The organism is Aeromicrobium sp., from assembly GCF_047607065.1.
Lineage (GTDB): Bacteria > Actinomycetota > Actinomycetes > Propionibacteriales > Nocardioidaceae > Aeromicrobium.
The window spans coordinates 23,019-38,883 of sequence record NZ_JASGDU010000012.1 but is presented as its reverse complement, the minus strand read 5'-3'; the positions used below and the strand labels follow the sequence as shown (position 1 = coordinate 38,883).

The window sequence follows — 15,865 nt, the reverse complement described above, 5'->3', positions numbered from 1 at the left end:
GCCCGCAATCGGCCCTACAGTCCCGAAAGGCGGACGCAGGGCAGCAAGGCAGCAGCCCGAAACAGGTCCCTACGCCCGTCCCCAGGCTCGCTCACCCGCCGATGGCCTATAGATCAGCGATTCCTTAGATTCTGCGCCATGTCGTCGTGGGTGTGGACTCGTGGTCGGATTGCAGCGGTGGTGGCGGGTGCGTTGGTGCCTGTTGTGGTCGCGGTGGTGGCGTTGGTGGTGGTGTTGAACCGTGGAGGGGGTCCCGCGCCGGATCGGGAGGCCGATCGGGAGGTGCCTGCGGTGCCGACGGTGGTGGTGTTGGATGCGTCGGCGTCGATGTTGGCCGATGATGCGCCGGGGGTGCGTTTTGATGCGGCTCGGGCGGCGGTGAACTCGTTGGTGGAGGGGTTGCCCGTCTCGCATGAGCTCGGGTTGGTGGTGTACGGCACGGGGACGGGCAGTAGTGATGCTGAGCAGGTGGCGGGGTGCGCGGATGTGTCGACGCTGATCGAGCCTGGTCCGTTGGATAAGGGGGAGTTCACGTCGGCGGTGGAGGGGGTGACGCCGAGCGGGTTCACGCCGATGGGGTTGGCGTTGCAGACGGCTGCCGAGCAACTGCCGGGTTCGGGTGAGCGGGCGGTGGTGGTGGTTTCTGATGGTGAGGATCGGTGTGGGGAGTTGGGTTTGGGTCCGGAGCCGTGTGAGGTGGCTGGTGATCTGGCTGAGGCTGGGGTGACGGTGCATACGGTGGGGTTCAAGACTGGCGGGAATGCTGCGGCCACGGGGCAGTTGGAGTGTGTGTCTGAGGCGACGGGTGGGTTGTCGTTGGATGCGGCGAACCCGGCGCAGTTGGAGGCGCGGTTGCCTGCGGTGTTGAACCCGGCCTGGGCGGCGACCACGATCCAGCCGAGCGGGTATCGGGGTGTGGTGCCGGGGATGACGGTTGACGAGGTTCGGGCTGCGGCGGAGCAGGCGGGCGAGGAGTTCGAGGCCGATCTTGCCGGGTCGGGGACGGTGGAGGTCGTGTATGTGGACTGCACGCTGGTGTTCACCGATGGGGTCCTGACGCAGGTGGTCTCCGATGACAAGAGCATGCAGACTCTCGATGGTGTCGGGATCGGTGATGACATCAGCGACGCTGAAGCCCTGTATGGGCTGCCCGATACGCCTTCGGTGCCTGAGGAGGACCACACGGTCATTTATGCCGCTGACGAGGCTGCGGGTACGGGGTATGAGATCACCTACAAGCCCAAGACCACCAGTGAAAAGTTGAGCGGCAAGATCACCAAGATCGTCCTCTGCAAGTGCGCGCCGGTACGTACGCTCACCGCCGAACCCCGGTCTGCCTCCGATGTGGCGAGCTACGTCGGCGGTGATGTCGTCAGTGACGCCCTGACGGTGAGGCATCCGTATCTGGGCGAGCTGATCGTCATTGCCCACCGTGGCGGAGACGACGTCTACTGGGAAAACGCCGCGTTCATCTCGGCCTTCACTCCCGACGGCGAAGAGGTGTGGGTCAGTGATCCGGTCAGTGCGTATCCAAGCGAGGACTTCGGCTTTGCCGAGCCGGCGGCGGATGCTTCGGGCAATCTGTTCGCTCACTTCAACCCCGGGCGCTACGACGGCACCATCGTGATGCGCGCAACGCCAACGGGATTCGAGGAGGTACCGCAGAGCCGCCGGGACGAGAGCGGGTATCTGAGTGAGTTCTACGGATCGGAACTGATCGGCCCCGGAGCGGACGGTCTCTACGTGATCCGGTCGGCGAGCAACGACTGCACCCCCGATTGCGCCGGAGGGGAGATGACCTACGTCGACTATCGATGGGACGGCTCGGCCTACGTCCGGTGACGGGAGCGCCCTGCGAGACCCGGTTCACCTTGTCGGGGAGTCGCTTAGGACATACTGGTGGCCGTCCGAACCCGAGGGGGCGTGATGGCGCAGGCCGACGGTGCCTACGAGACCTTGGTCGAGCGCGCCCGCGCGGGTGATCCGGAGGCCTTCGGCAACCTGGTGACGCAGAGCCGCGACATCTTGTGGTCGGTATGCCTGCGCATCACTGCAGACCCGCTCGACGCCGAAGACGCCTTGCAGGACACGCTCATCGCGGCCTGGCAGAACATCGGCAAGTTCCGCGGCAACGCGAAGTTCAGTACCTGGTGCTACCGGATCGCCGCGAACGCCTCCATCGCGGTGTGCCGCAAGCGCCGGTCGGTCCCCGTCGACACCGACGACATCGCCGGACTGCTCATCGCCGCCGACTCGACCGGGCAGGTCGACGACCGAGACCTCATCACTGCGGCGCTGCGGGAGGTCTCGCCGGACTTCCGTGAGGCGCTGGTGCTGCGCGAGTACGGCGACATGACCTACGACGAGATCGCCACGCACCAGGGGATCGGCGTGCAGACCGTCAAGAGCCGGATCAACCGGGCGCGCACCCAGCTGGCCGACGCCGTCCGCGCCGCCACCGCCTGAGCCGCCTTTCGAGGCTCGTCGCACGTTCTTCGTTCCTCGGTCCCTGAGGTGCGTAGGCCGCTTGCGGCCGAGCCTCGAAGGGACTCGCCATCGCAGGCTTCGAGGCTCGCTCGTTCCTCGCTCGCACCTCAGCCAGCGGGACCTATCGGCGCAACCTCTCGTTGCCGTTTGCCCCGGCCATTCCGCGCCGCCACCGCCTGAGCCGCCTTTCGAGGCTCGTCGCACGTTCCTCGGTCCCTGAGGTGCGTAGGCCGCCTGCGGCCGAGCCTCGAAGGGACCCGCCATCGCAGGCTTCGAGGCTCGCTCGTTCCTCGCTCGCACCTCAGCCAACGGGACCTATCGGCGTAGCCTCTTATCGCCGCTTGCCCCGGCCGTTCCGCGCCGCCACAGCCAGTACCAGGAGGAAGTCCCGCGATGAACACCTACGACTTCACCATCCACCTTGACCGCAGCCTTACCGACGACGATTACGACCTCCTCCCCCTGAAGGCCATCGCCGAGAGGGTCGGCCGTACTTACGAGAGCGTCCGCCTGCTGTCCCTCGGCAAGCGAGGCCCCGGCGGCTTCCCTGCGCCCATGTCCGGTGAAGGCTGGTCCCTCTACTCCTGGACCGTCGTCGCTGACTGGTTCACCAAGCACTTCGGTGATGACCTGGCGACCGGCGAGCACGCCCGGATCGCCGCCGCCGCTGACCACCTCCTCCGCGCTCGCGCGCTCATGCCCGCCCTGTCAGACCTGGGCGCCCTCGCCTCCTGAGCCGACAGCGTCCCGACGCCCCGCAGGACCGGACCGGTGGCGGTGGCCGCAGACAGACCTCAGTACGATGCGGCCTATGTCTGCCGAGATGCCGGCCGCCCAGGTGGCCGTTCCGCTCGCCGAGGGGCTGAACCCGACGCGCGAGGCGTGGGAGAAGGCCGCAGCGGCCGTCCTGCGCAAGACGCGCAAACTCGCCGAGGACGCCCCGGACGCCGATGCCTGGGTCAGGCTCACGACCCGCACGCTGGACGGCATCGAGGTCACGCCGCTCGGCACCCCAGCGCTGTCGTCGCCACTGCCGGCCACCGGCCTTCCCGGCCAGACCCCCTACACGCGCGGCACCCAGGCGGTCCGCGAGAACCGCGCCTGGGACATCCGGGGCTGGTTCACCGACCCCGATGCCCAGAGGAGTGCTGACGACGTCCTCACTGATCTGGAGAACGGCGTCAACTCGCTGTGGCTGACGCTCGGTGCCGACGGCGTGCCCGCCGACGCGCTCGCGCGCATCCTCGAACCGGTCTTCCTCGACCTCGCGCCCGTCGTCGTGCAGGACCCCCACGACCCGCTCGGCGCGGCGCGCGCCCTGGCTGCGGTCATCGAGGACAAGGCCGTTCAGGCGCACCCCGGCACGAACCTCGGCGTCGACCCCCTCGGCAACGCCATCCGAGGCAGCGGCGAGACCGACCCGGACATCGCCGTCGAGGCCGCCCGGATCGCGCTGCCGCTCGGCATCAAGGCCATCGTGATCGACGGCACGGCGGTCCACGACCAGGGTGCCTCCGATGTGCAGGAACTCGCCTACTTACTCGCTACCGGAGCGGCCTACCTGCGCCTGCTGACCGAGGCCGGATTCAGTGTCGACGAGGCCGCAGGCCTGCTGGAGTTCCGCATCGCGGCGACCGACGAACAGTTCCCGACCATCGCCAAGTTCCGCGCGGCCCGTCGCACCTGGGCGCGGGCGGCCGAGTTGAGCGGCGTCGCCGGGGATCTTCGCGGCCAGCTGCAGCACGCGGTCACCTCGCGGCCGATGATGACCCGCTACGACCCGTACGTGAACATGCTCCGCACGACGGTCGCCTCCTTCGCCGCAGGCGTCGGCGGGGCCGCCTCGGTCACGGTCATGCCGTTCGACGAACCGCTCGGCCTGCCGGAGGCATTCAGCCGCCGCATCGCGCGCAACACCTCCAGCCTGCTCATCAGCGAGTCGCACGTCGCCAAGGTCACCGATCCCGGTGGCGGTTCGCACGTGATTGAGAAGCTGACCGACGATCTCGCCCGCACCGCGTGGGCGTCCTTCGGCGGCATCGAGGAGGCCGGCGGCGTGCTCGCCGCGCGGGACCGGATCATCGCCCGCATCGCCGAGACCGTCGAGGCGCGCGCGGCCAAGATCGCCAAGCGCTCGATGCCGCTGACCGGTGTCAGCGAGTTCCCGAACCTCCACGAGGAGCTGCCCGAGCGCCGCCCCTACCCGAGCGCGCCTCAGGTCTTCCGCTACGCCCACGAGTACGAGGCGATGCGCGACGAACCGGCCGCGACGAAGGTCTTCTTGGCCACGATGGGGCCGGTCGCGGCGCACACCGCGCGGGCGACCTTCGCCAGCAACCTGCTGGCCGCCGGCGGCATCGACGTCGTCAGTGCCGGTGCCACCGACGGTGCCCCGGCGGTCGTCGCGGCCTACGACGGCTCGCCGGTCGCCTGCGTCGCGGGCACGGACGCCGCCTACGGCGAATGGGGAGCCGATCTCGTCGCCGCGCTGCGTGAGGCGGGCGTACGCCACGTGATCGTCGCGGGCAAGGCAGATATCGGTGCCGACGACCAGGCGTTCGCGGGCCTCGACGCCCTGGCCTTCCTGCGCCGCACCCGAGAGGAACTGGCGAAATGATGAGTACCGCAGGACTCGTCGGGCCTCAGTCGCCGGTGGTTGAGATGCGAGGCCGCCAGCGGCCGAGCCTCGAAACCACCCGAGAGGAGCAGGCCGCATGACGGTACCCAGCAGTTTCGCCGGACTGCCACTCGATCCCGAGCAGGCACCCATCCCCGATGCCGACGCCTACACGCAGGCGGCCGGCGGCTCCGAGCCGTGGCTCGCGCCCGAGGGCATCGGCATCAAGGAGCTGTACACGCCCGCCGACCTCGAGGGCCTCGACGCGCTCGACACCTATCCGGGCCAGGCCCCGTTCCTGCGCGGCCCGTATCCGGCGATGTACACCACCCAGCCGTGGACGATCCGCCAGTACGCGGGCTTCTCGACCGCCGAGGAGTCCAACGCCTTCTACCGCCGCAACCTCGCGGCCGGCCAGAAGGGCCTGTCGGTCGCCTTCGACCTGGCCACCCATCGCGGCTACGACTCCGACCACCCGCGCGTGCGCGGTGACGTCGGCATGGCTGGCGTCGCCATCGACTCGATCTACGACACCCGCACCCTCTTCGACGGAATCCCGCTGGACCAGATGAGCGTGTCGATGACGATGAACGGTGCCGTGCTGCCCGTGCTCGCGCTCTATATCGTCGCGGCCGAGGAGCAGGGCGTGAAGCCCGAACAGCTGGCCGGAACCATTCAGAACGACATTCTGAAAGAGTTCATGGTCCGCAACACCTACATCTACCCGCCGGCACCGTCGATGCGGATCATCTCCGACATCTTCGCGTACACGGCGGCCAAGATGCCGCGGTTCAACTCCATCTCGATCTCCGGCTATCACATCCAGGAGGCCGGGGCCACGAACGACCTGGAGCTGGCCTACACGCTGGCTGACGGCGTCGAGTACATCCGCGCCGGCCTCGACGTGGGCCTGGACATCGACGCTTTCGCGCCGCGGCTGAGCTTCTTCTGGGCCATCGGTATGAACTTCTACATGGAGATCGCCAAGATGCGCGCCGGGCGGGCGCTGTGGGCGCGCCTGGTCAAGGACTTCGGTCCGAAGAACCCCAAGTCGCTCTCGCTGCGCACCCACTCGCAGACCTCCGGCTGGTCGCTGACCGCCCAAGATGTGTTCAACAACGTTCAGCGCACGGCCATCGAGGCGATGGCGGCCACGCAGGGCCACACGCAGAGCTTGCATACCAACGCGCTCGACGAGGCCATCGCCCTGCCGACCGACTTCAGCGCTCGCATCGCCCGCAACACCCAGTTGATGCTGCAGCAGGAGTCGGGCACGACGCGCAGCATCGACCCGTGGGGCGGCTCGTACTACGTCGAGAAGCTGACGCACGAGCTGGCGAACCGTGCCTGGGCGCACATTCAGGAGGTCGAGTCCGCCGGCGGCATGGCCAAGGCCATCGAAGAGGGCATCCCGAAGATGCGCGTCGAGGAGTCCGCCGCGCGCACGCAGGCCCGCATCGATTCGGGTCAGCAGACCGTCGTCGGCGTCAACACCTACCGGCTGCGCGACGAGGACCCGCTGGAGGTCCTGAAGGTCGACAACGCGGCGGTCTACGCCGCGCAGGTGGCCAAGTTGGAGCGGCTGCGCGCCGAGCGCGACGCCGACGAGGTGCGCCGGTGCCTCGATGCGCTGACCGCCTCGGCAGAGCGCGGCTCGACCACGGACGGTTCGCTCGACGGCAACCTGCTGGCCCTCGCGGTCGATGCGGCCCGCGCGAAGGCGACGGTCGGCGAGATCAGCGACGCGCTGGAGAAGGTCTACGGACGCCACCAGGCGGTCATCCGTACGATCTCCGGTGTGTACCGCACGGAAGCCGGCCAGGGCGGCAACATCCAGCGCGTCATCGACGCGACGGCCGAGTTCGAGGAGGCCGAGGGGCGCCGTCCCCGCATCCTCGTGGCGAAGATGGGCCAGGACGGTCACGACCGCGGCCAGAAGGTCATCGTCACGGCGTTCGCCGACATGGGCTTCGACGTCGACGTGGGACCGCTGTTCTCCACGCCCGAGGAGGTCGCCCAGCAGGCCATCGACGCCGACGTGCACATCGTCGGGGTGTCGTCGCTCGCGGCCGGTCACCTCACCTTGCTGCCGGAGCTGAAGAAGGCGCTGGCCGAGCAGGGGCGGGGCGACATCATGGTCGTCATGGGCGGAGTCATCCCGCCCGACGACGTGCCGACGCTCAAGGAGATGGGCGCTGCGGAGGTGTTCCTGCCGGGCACCGTCATCGCCGACTCGGCGCTGGCCCTGCTCGACAAGCTCCGCGCCCAGCCGGGCGCCTGAGCCGCGAGGAGCGGGCGTTCTCGGACGGCCGCGCCTCAGTTAGCGGGCGGCTCACGCGAAGCCGAAGGCCGGGGGGAGGACGATGATGACGGCCATAGCCCACAGGCCGAACGCGGGCAGGTAGGCCGTCTGCCAGCGTTCGAGCGCGCCGGCGGTTCCGGTGCCGCGCAGGAAGCGCACCGACAGGACCGCCGACCACACGAGGTTGACGGCCACCACCAGGTTCAGTCCGAGGGCGGCGACCTTGTTCGGCGACGCCCCGAACTCCGCGATCCGGCCCAGCATCGCCACGATCACGACGGCGTCGACGATGAGGGCGAGGACCACCACGAGCGTCTGCAGCCGGTCGAACCAGTCGGCCGGGGCCAGCAGGTCGCGTGCGGAGATCGCGTAGAGCAGCAGGCCGAGCACGAGGACGAGGATCAGCGTCATGGCGATCAGCAGATCCCGGTTGCCGCTCAAGACATCCGGGCTGGCCACGAACGCCCCGAGCACGGCGACCAGCATGAGCGCGGTCAACGGGGTGAACACCCGCGTCAGGACCGGGACGATGTTCTCGATGACGTCCTGCTTGGCCTCGACCAGCCACGCGGCGACCAGCACCGCGCCGCCGGCCCCCAGCGGCACCACCCAGGCGGCGATCTGCTCGCCGGCGTCGATGTCCACCGCCGCGAAGACCGCGATGGTCAAGGCGGTGAGCACCCCACCGCCGACGGCGATCAGTCCGTAGTAGACCGCCCACTCGCCAGTGAAGCGCACGAAGTCCATGCGCGCTCGCAGATGGGACCAGCCGCCACCGAGATACGCGCCGCCGCAGACGAACCACAGGGCGACCGGCACGTGCATCAGCATCAGGACGTGGGTCGATCCACCGGTCTCGACGGGCATGAGGTTGACGAGCAGGCCGAGAGCGGCCGCGGCCGCCACGAGTACCGCGCCGACGACCGGGGTGACGCGGCGGCTCCACGCGAAATAGGCCGCCAGGAACGGCAGGGTGACTAGGGACAGGTTGTCTGGCCCCGTCGCCTCGCCGCCCCAGGCGACGAGGCCGCGCACGGCCGCCCCGGCACAGCATCCCAGCAGGAGTGCCACGGCCAGAGAACTGCGGTGGCCGGCGTGCTCCGGGGCCGCCTCGGCGGGCAGCACGAGTTGCTTCCACAGCCGGTCGGAGTGCTCGCGCGCGAACTCACGGGAGATCGCGTCGAGGCAGCCCATGCGCTTGACCGCCACGAGGAAGGCCTCGTCCTCGGCCAGGCCGGCCTCGGTTAGGTCGCCGATCTGGGCGCGCAGGTGCTCCTCCAGCTCGTCGGTGTCGTCGTGGCCGATGGTGCGTTGACGCTGCACGTAGGTGCGCCAGTGCTGGATCTGCGCCTCCAGGGCGTTCATGCGACCCCTCCGCCCTGCGTGGGGGCCGGTGCAGGAGCCGAGCGCAGGGAGGCCCAGACGCTCTCCAGGGCAGCGCTCACGACGCCCCACTGGGCGCGTCGTTCGGCCAGCGCGGCACGGCCGGCATCGGTGATCGTGTAGTGCTTGCGGCGCCGGCCGGTGTCCTCGGCGCGCTGCCATGACGACGAGACGAACCCGAGTCGTTCGAGCCGGTGCAGGAGCGGGTAGAGCATGCCGTCGGTCCACGTCATGCGGCCGCCGGACAGTTCGGTGACCCGCTTGGCGATGGCGTAGCCGTACGAGGAATCGCTCTCGGCGAGGATCGCCAGGACGAGCGGCGTGGCTGAAGCGGCCACGAGGTCCTTGTCGATGTGCATGCTTCCTCCCGTCGAGACCTGCTACCGCCATAATACCTCGCAGTTCTAGGTATGAGGTGGCGGGCAGGCCGCTTCCGCCACACGAGGCCGAGCCGTTGGAGCTGGTGATGGGCCGTTCCGGCGATGAATCGACGTGGTCGCGTACTAGGAGATTGCGCGCATAGGCGGAACCCGGTCATTGAGGTGCGAGGAGCTTGCGACGAGCCTCGAAATGACCCCCCACTGCAGGCTTCGCCCTTCGAGGCTCCTCGTTCCTCGCTCGCACCTCAGGGACCGGCCAACGGCGCGCAACCCGAATAAATCAGCGACCCCTAGACTCGGGCGGGTGATCGATCTCGACCAGTTGGCCGGCGGCGTGCGGGCCGGGCAGCGCGCGGCGGTGTCACGGGCGATCACCCTGGTCGAATCGCGCCGGGCCGATCATCGCGCTGCGGCACGGGAACTGCTGACCACGCTGACCCCGCAGGCCGGCGGAGCGGTCCGGGTCGGCATCTCCGGCGTGCCCGGCGTCGGCAAGTCCACCACCATCGAGTCGCTCGGCACCTATCTGACCGGGCAGGGGCACCGCGTCGGCGTGCTGGCGGTCGACCCGTCCAGCGTGCGCACCGGCGGCTCGGTGCTCGGCGACAAGACCCGTATGGCGGCGCTTGCGGTCGATCCGAACGCCTACATCCGTCCCTCCCCGTCGGCCGGCACCCTCGGCGGCGTCGCGCGCGCCACGAGTCAGGCCATGACGATCCTCGAGGCGGCCGGCTTCGACGTTGTCCTGGTCGAGACCGTCGGCGTGGGGCAGTCGGAGATCACCGTCGCCGGCATGGTCGACACCTTCCTCTTCCTCACCCTCGCCCGCACCGGGGACCAGCTCCAGGGCATCAAGAAGGGCATCGTGGAGATCGCCGACGTCATCGCGGTCAACAAGGCCGACGGCGAGCGGGTCCGCGAGGCCGAGATCACCGCCAAGGACCTTTCCGGTGCGCTACGTCTGGTCTACGCCGGAACCCAGGACTGGGTGCCGCCGGTCTTGACCTGTTCGGGTCTGGAGGGGGCCGGGATCGACACCGTCTGGAAGCGGGTCATCCGGCACCGTGAGTTCCTCGGGCAGCGCGGGCTGGCTGAGAAGCGGGCACGCCAGCAGATCGACTTCACCTGGGCGCTCGTGCGCGACGAGCTGGAGGACCGTCTCCGCCGCCATGAGGGGGTCCGGGCAGTCCGTGAGGGGATTCGCGAGGAGATCCTCGCCGGGCGGCTGGGGGCCGCCGAGGCCGCCGACCGCATCCTCGCCGCCTACGACGCATAAGAACGTGCGTGGATGGGACCGGCCAGCGGCACGCAACCTGAATACATCAGCGGTTCCATGAGACGTCCCGCCTCTCTGCGGAATCTCCAAAAGCCCACACCGCAGGGGTCGGCTTCGTGACACATCTTCGTGCGATATCTCGCATATCGAGACAGCGGGCATGTTGTCGGCGCGCCACTGCGGCGAGTCTGCTCGGCGTTTGTGCAGGTCATCGGTGTTGCGCGCGGCTTGTGTTCACAGAGATGCCATGAGCGGGTCATGGGGACTAGTCATAAAGAACTATTCCGGTCTAGTCTTCTTGGCAGAGCACATGACGGAGCCGACCACCTCGGGGGGATGGTCGGCTCCGTCGGTTGAGGGGTAGGGGAACCCGCTCAGCCGAGGGGTGTGAAACCCCGTGCCTCGGTGGCGAGGGTCCAGCCGTCGACGCGCCAGTCCGGTGCGGCCAGCACGTAGGTCGCGGTGGTGGCGACGGTCAGTTTTTCGGTCTTCTGTGTCCCCGGATTCCAGACCGGAAGGCCCGCCGAAGCCTCGAACGAGGTCTGCAGCAGCGGCCGCGAGCCGCCGCGTCGGAGGTCGACGGTGACAGTCGTCCACACCGGATCGACCCACGCCGGGCGGTCGGCGTAGCCGGCATCGGACCACGGCGGTCCGAAGTAGCGGCGTCCGTTGCCGGGCTGCGGTCCGGTCAGCAGCACGACGCCGGTTCCCTCGCGTGCCGCTCGGTCGGTGGGCGATGCCATGACCGCACGGATCCGCGCGGGATAGGTATGGGCGCGCGCCCGGTCGCTCAGGCGCTCGACGACCGGCGCGAAATCGCTCTCGGCATAGCCCTGGTGCGGCAGCGACAGCCGCGAGTACCGAACGTCGAAGGTGAAGGCGACGGCGTTGCAGGCCGCCTGCCGGGCCGCCTGCTCGCCGACCTGGCGCAGGGCCGCCGACGAGATGGTGACCTGAACCGCCGGGCACCAGTCGACGACGCCGGCGTTCTCGACCGTCTCGGCCGGGCGGCCGGGCCAGACGCCGGTGATGGGCGAGAGCGAACCGGGTTCGGGCGTCGGTGTGGGGGAGGGGGTCGGCGACGGCGACGGCGAACTGGCTGCCGTCGGGGCGGTGGCGCTCGGCGTCTTCTCGGCCCTGCGCACGGTGCCGTCGGGCGTGCTCAGGCCCATCCCGATTGCCGTGACGGCGACGAGGAGAACGCCGATGGTCACGGTCTGGATGAGTTTGGCCCGCACCTGACCAGTCTAAGGAGCCTGCGTCCGGGGTGCCTTCCGGCAGGCATCACCGGACCCGATTTGTGTTCGGGCCGAAGGCTCTGTCAGACTAGTGCGGTTGCTCCGGCCGGACCGCTGGGGTGCGTTCGTCCGGAACTCACGCCGGGAACCGCGAGGGCACCGAACCTGAGGTCCGCCCGACTCGCAGAAAAGCCGTCCCTCGTCGCGAGGAATACGCGCTACAGCGGGTCCAACCACCCAACTTGAGATCTGTGCCTGTCCGCGCTCGATGCCCAGAAATGTGCGCCGTGAAGCGACACGCCCGACCTCGGGGAGCGTGGGACCGGAGCGGCCGAACCGCTCCGAGGTGGAGCGGGGATCGCAAGCGGTAACACGACGTAAAGGACAGACGCGAGCATGGCGGGACAGAAGATCCGTATCCGGCTCAAGGCCTACGATCACGAGGTCATTGATTCCTCGGCGCGCAAGATCGTCGACACGGTCACCAGCACGGGCGCGAAGGTCGCCGGCCCGGTGCCGCTGCCGACGGAGAAGAACGTGTTCTGCGTGATCCGTTCGCCGCACAAGTACAAGGACAGCCGCGAGCACTTCGAGATGCGCACCCACAAGCGGCTCATCGACATCCTCGATCCGACCCCCAAGACGGTCGATTCGCTCATGCGTCTCGACCTTCCTGCGGGCGTCGACATCGAGATCAAGCTCTGAGGGGATAGCGAGCCATGAGCAACTCCACCGCCACCGCGCGCGGCCTCCTCGGCCGCAAGCTCGGCATGACCCAGGTCTGGGACGACGAGAACCGCGTCGTGCCCGTCACCGTCATCGCTGCCGACACCAACGTCGTCACGCAGATCCGTACGCGGGAGACCGACGGCTACAGTGCCGTGCAGATCGGCTTCGGCGAGATCGACGGCCGCAAGGTCACCAAGCCTGCTGCGGGCCACTTCGCCAAGGCTGGCGTCACGCCGCGCCGCCACATCGTCGAAATCCGCACCGAGGCGGTCGCCGACTACACCCTCGGCCAGGAGATCTCCCCGGAGATCTTCGCTGCGGGCGACAAGGTCGACGTCACCGGCACCTCCAAGGGCAAGGGCTTCGCGGGCGTAATGAAGCGTCACGGCTTCGCCGGTGTCTCGGCCTCCCACGGCGCGCACCGCAACCACCGCAAGCCCGGCTCCATCGGCGGCTGCGCCACGCCGGGTCGCGTGTTCAAGGGCCTGCGCATGGCCGGCCACATGGGCACCGACACGGTGACCACCCAGAACCTGACCGTCCACGCGGTCGACGTCGAGAAGGGCCTCATCCTTGTCAAGGGTGCCGTCCCCGGTCCCAAGGGCCAGCTCGTCGTCATCCGCAGCGCTGCGAAGGGAGCCTGAGCATGGCTACCACCAAGACGCTCGACGTCGATCTGCCGGTTGACCTCTTCGGCACCCAGGTCAACGTCCCGCTGATCCACCAGGTCGTCGTCGCCCAGCTCGCCGCCGCGCGCCAGGGCACCCACGACACCAAGAACCGCGGCGAGGTCGCCGGCGGCGGCAAGAAGCCGTACCGCCAGAAGGGCACCGGCCGCGCCCGCCAGGGTTCGATCCGCGCCCCGCACTACACCGGCGGCGGCGTCGTCCACGGCCCCACGCCGCGCAGTTACGATCAGCGCACCCCCAAGAAGATGAAGGCCGCCGCCCTGCGCGGGGCCCTGTCGGACCGGGCGCGTTCGGGCCGCCTGCACGTGGTGGAGTCCCTAGTCGACGGCGATGCGCCCTCGACGAAGGCCGCCGTCGCCGCGCTCGCCGAGATCACCACCCGCCCGCGGGTGCTCGTGGTCCTGGATCGCGCCGACGACGTCACCTTCCTGAGCCTGCGCAACGCCTCGGGCGTCGTGTTGCTGCCGTTCGACCAGCTCAACACCTACGACGTCATCAAGAGTGACGATGTGGTCTTCACCAAGGCCGCGTTCGACGCCTTCGTCGCCGCGCGTTCGGCCGAGGGTTCCGACACGGTGAAGCTGAGCAAGGCGGTCACCGAGGCTGAGGCACCCGCCAAGGCCGCGCCGAAGAAGACCGAGACGAAGAAGGCTGCCAAGCCCGCCAAGCTCGTCGAGGCTCCCGCCGAAGATGACCCCGCGACCGCTGAGACACAGCCCCACGGCCCCGGCTCGGCGGCTCCGCTCGAGAGCGGCGAGGCACCCGAAGGTTACGACATCAAGGGCAACGCGGATTCGATGAAGTACCACCTGCCGGGCGGCCGGTGGTACGACGCGACGATCGCCGAGGTCTGGTTCGACTCCGAGGAGTCCGCTCAGGCTGCCGGCTTCACGAAGGCAGGGAAGTGACGATGAGTGCCGTGACCAAGGACCCGCGAGACATCGTGCTCGCGCCGGTCGTCAGTGAGAAGTCGTACAACCTCATCGACGACAACAAGTACACCTTCGTGGTTCACCCCGACGCGAACAAGACGGAGATCAAGATCGCCATCGAGCAGATCTTCGGCGTCAAGGTGACTGCGGTCAACACGCTCAACCGCAAGGGCAAGGTGCGCCGGACCCGCAACGGTCTCGGTAAGCGCAAGGACACCAAGCGGGCGATCGTCAGCGTGGCTGCCGGTCAGAGCATCGACATCTTCTCGAGCCCGAGCTGAGGACTGAGTAGACATGGCTATCCGTAAGTACAAGCCGACCACCCCGGGCCGTCGCGGCTCCTCGGTGGCGGACTTCGCCGAGATCACGCGCACGACGCCGGAGAAGTCACTGGTCGAGCCGCTGCCCAAGAAGGGCGGCCGCAACAACCAGGGACGCATCACCACCCGTCACCAGGGCGGCGGTCACAAGCGCGCCTACCGCATCATCGACTTCCGTCGCTACGACAAGGACGGCGTGCCGGCCAAGGTCGCTCACATCGAGTACGACCCCAACCGCACCGCACGCATCGCGCTGCTGCACTACGCCGACGGTGAGAAGCGCTACATCATCGCCCCCGAGGGCCTGAAGCAGGGCATGGCCGTCGAGTCCGGCGTCGGTGCCGACATCAAGCCCGGCAACAACCTGCCGCTGCGCAACATTCCCGTCGGCACCGTGGTGCACGCCGTGGAGTTGCGTCCGGGCGGCGGTGCCAAGATGGGCCGCTCGGCCGGAACCCGCGTGCAGCTCGTCGCCAAGGAAGGCTCGCGCGCCCAGTTGCGCCTGCCCTCGGGCGAGATGCGCTACGTGGACGTTCGCTGCCGCGCCTCCATCGGCGAGGTCGGCAACGCCGAGCAGTCCAACATCAACTGGGGCAAGGCGGGCCGCAACCGCTGGAAGGGCAAGCGCCCGACCGTCCGCGGTGTCGCCATGAACCCGATCGACCACCCGCACGGTGGTGGTGAGGGCAAGACCTCCGGCGGCCGTCACCCGGTCAGCCCGTGGGGCAAGCCCGAGGGCCGTACGCGCAAGCGCAAGGCCAGCGACAAGATGATCGTCCGCCGCCGCAAGTCCGGCCGCTGAGGGAAACGAAGGAATAGTACATGCCTCGCAGTTTGAAGAAGGGCCCCTTCGTCGACGGCCACCTCGAGAAGAAGGTGGACGCTCAGAACGAAGCCGGTACCCATACCGTCATCAAGACGTGGTCGCGTCGCTCGATGATCCTGCCGTCCTTCATCGGACACACGATCGCCGTCCACGACGGGCGCAAGCACGTGCCCGTGTTCATCACCGACTCGATGGTCGGCCACAAGCTCGGTGAGTTCGCGCCCACCCGCACCTTCCGTGGCCACGAGAAGGACGACCGAAAGGCGAAGCGTCGCTAATGAGTGCACAGACTCGTGAGAACACCTCCGCCCGCCGCGAGCGCCTGCTGGGCGACGAGCCCGGTGCCTTCGCCGTCGCCCGCTTCGTGCGCGTGACCCCGCAGAAGGCCCGCCGTGTGGCCGACCTCATCCGGGGTGCTTCGGTCGACGAGGCCGTCGCCACGCTGCAGTTCGCCCCGCAGGCCGTCAGTGAGAACTTCCTCAAGCTCGTGCTGTCGGCCGTGGCGAACGCCGAGAACACCGAGGACCTCGACGCCGCCGACCTGATCGTGAGTCAGGTCATGGTCGACGAGGGTCCGACCATGAAGCGCTGGCGCCCCCGCGCCAAGGGTGCGGCCAACCGCATCCTCAAGCGCACCAGCCATCTGACCGTCGTCGTGACGCCGGCCAACACGAAGGGAGCGTGAC

General features: G+C 68.7%; 16 protein-coding genes. 13 read left to right on the top strand and 3 right to left on the bottom strand.

Annotation, left to right across the window (positions count from 1 at the left end):
* Positions 1-138: 138 nt before the first annotated feature.
* The 5 genes from QM597_RS01710 to scpA all read left to right on the top strand — a co-directional run bounded on the left by QM597_RS01710 (position 139) and on the right by scpA (position 7,385).
* Complete coding sequence (locus tag QM597_RS01710; RefSeq protein ID WP_415003146.1) at positions 139-1,842, top strand: vWA domain-containing protein; 1,704 nt, start codon at positions 139-141, stop codon at positions 1,840-1,842.
* 57 nt (positions 1,843-1,899) lie between these two features.
* Entirely contained in the window at positions 1,900-2,466 is a 567-nt protein-coding gene (locus tag QM597_RS01705) for an RNA polymerase sigma factor (RefSeq protein ID WP_415003145.1), read from the top strand.
* Between the two features lie 414 nt (positions 2,467-2,880).
* Entirely contained in the window at positions 2,881-3,222 is a 342-nt protein-coding gene (locus QM597_RS01700; RefSeq protein ID WP_415003144.1) for a hypothetical protein, read from the top strand.
* 76 nt (positions 3,223-3,298) lie between these two features.
* Complete coding sequence (locus QM597_RS01695; RefSeq protein ID WP_415003143.1) at positions 3,299-5,104, top strand: methylmalonyl-CoA mutase family protein; 1,806 nt, start codon at positions 3,299-3,301, stop codon at positions 5,102-5,104.
* Between the two features lie 97 nt (positions 5,105-5,201).
* Positions 5,202-7,385: a methylmalonyl-CoA mutase gene (gene scpA, locus QM597_RS01690; RefSeq protein ID WP_415003142.1), complete on the top strand. Its 2,184-nt coding sequence runs from the start codon at positions 5,202-5,204 to the stop codon at positions 7,383-7,385.
* Positions 7,386-7,436: 51 nt separating this feature from the next.
* Here scpA and QM597_RS01685 read toward each other — a convergent pair whose 3' ends face one another.
* Both QM597_RS01685 and QM597_RS01680 read right to left on the bottom strand, forming a co-directional pair.
* Positions 7,437-8,771: a permease prefix domain 1-containing protein gene (locus QM597_RS01685; RefSeq protein ID WP_415003141.1), complete on the bottom strand. Its 1,335-nt coding sequence runs from the start codon at positions 8,769-8,771 to the stop codon at positions 7,437-7,439.
* The gene (locus tag QM597_RS01680; RefSeq protein ID WP_415003140.1) at positions 8,768-9,148 is read right to left on the bottom strand and encodes a PadR family transcriptional regulator; all 381 of its coding nucleotides are present in this window, start codon (positions 9,146-9,148) and stop codon (positions 8,768-8,770) included. Before QM597_RS01680 ends, QM597_RS01685 begins: the two co-directional genes overlap by 4 nt.
* Positions 9,149-9,473: 325 nt before the next feature.
* On the opposite strand from QM597_RS01680, the gene meaB reads away from it, so the two are divergent.
* Positions 9,474-10,445, top strand: coding sequence for a methylmalonyl Co-A mutase-associated GTPase MeaB (gene meaB / locus QM597_RS01675; protein ID WP_415003139.1), 972 nt, complete (start codon positions 9,474-9,476; stop codon positions 10,443-10,445).
* Between the two features lie 374 nt (positions 10,446-10,819).
* On the opposite strand, the gene QM597_RS01670 is transcribed toward meaB, so the two are convergent.
* Positions 10,820-11,683: a hypothetical protein gene (locus tag QM597_RS01670; protein ID WP_415003138.1), complete on the bottom strand. Its 864-nt coding sequence runs from the start codon at positions 11,681-11,683 to the stop codon at positions 10,820-10,822.
* A gap of 396 nt (positions 11,684-12,079) precedes the next feature.
* Between QM597_RS01670 and rpsJ the strand changes: the two genes are divergently transcribed.
* The 7 genes from rpsJ to rplV are packed head-to-tail and all read left to right on the top strand — an operon-like array spanning position 12,080 to position 15,864.
* Positions 12,080-12,388, top strand: a complete 309-nt coding sequence (gene rpsJ / locus QM597_RS01665) for a 30S ribosomal protein S10 (protein WP_229053069.1) — start codon at positions 12,080-12,082, stop codon at positions 12,386-12,388.
* A 14-nt stretch (positions 12,389-12,402) separates the two neighbouring features.
* Positions 12,403-13,056: a 50S ribosomal protein L3 gene (rplC, locus tag QM597_RS01660; protein ID WP_415003137.1), complete on the top strand. Its 654-nt coding sequence runs from the start codon at positions 12,403-12,405 to the stop codon at positions 13,054-13,056.
* Between the two features lie 2 nt (positions 13,057-13,058).
* Positions 13,059-14,009, top strand: coding sequence for a 50S ribosomal protein L4 (gene rplD, locus QM597_RS01655; RefSeq protein ID WP_415003136.1), 951 nt, complete (start codon positions 13,059-13,061; stop codon positions 14,007-14,009).
* 2 nt (positions 14,010-14,011) lie between these two features.
* Entirely contained in the window at positions 14,012-14,314 is a 303-nt protein-coding gene (gene rplW, locus QM597_RS01650; protein WP_415003135.1) for a 50S ribosomal protein L23, read from the top strand.
* Between the two features lie 13 nt (positions 14,315-14,327).
* Positions 14,328-15,155 (top strand): 50S ribosomal protein L2, encoded by an 828-nt coding sequence (gene rplB, locus QM597_RS01645; RefSeq protein WP_415003134.1) that lies wholly within the window; start codon positions 14,328-14,330, stop codon positions 15,153-15,155.
* Between the two features lie 20 nt (positions 15,156-15,175).
* Positions 15,176-15,457: a 30S ribosomal protein S19 gene (gene rpsS / locus QM597_RS01640; protein WP_344325977.1), complete on the top strand. Its 282-nt coding sequence runs from the start codon at positions 15,176-15,178 to the stop codon at positions 15,455-15,457.
* The gene (gene rplV / locus QM597_RS01635) at positions 15,457-15,864 is read left to right on the top strand and encodes a 50S ribosomal protein L22 (RefSeq protein WP_415003133.1); all 408 of its coding nucleotides are present in this window, start codon (positions 15,457-15,459) and stop codon (positions 15,862-15,864) included. The genes rpsS and rplV overlap by 1 nt, the downstream gene beginning before the upstream one ends.
* Position 15,865: the final 1 nt, after the last annotated feature.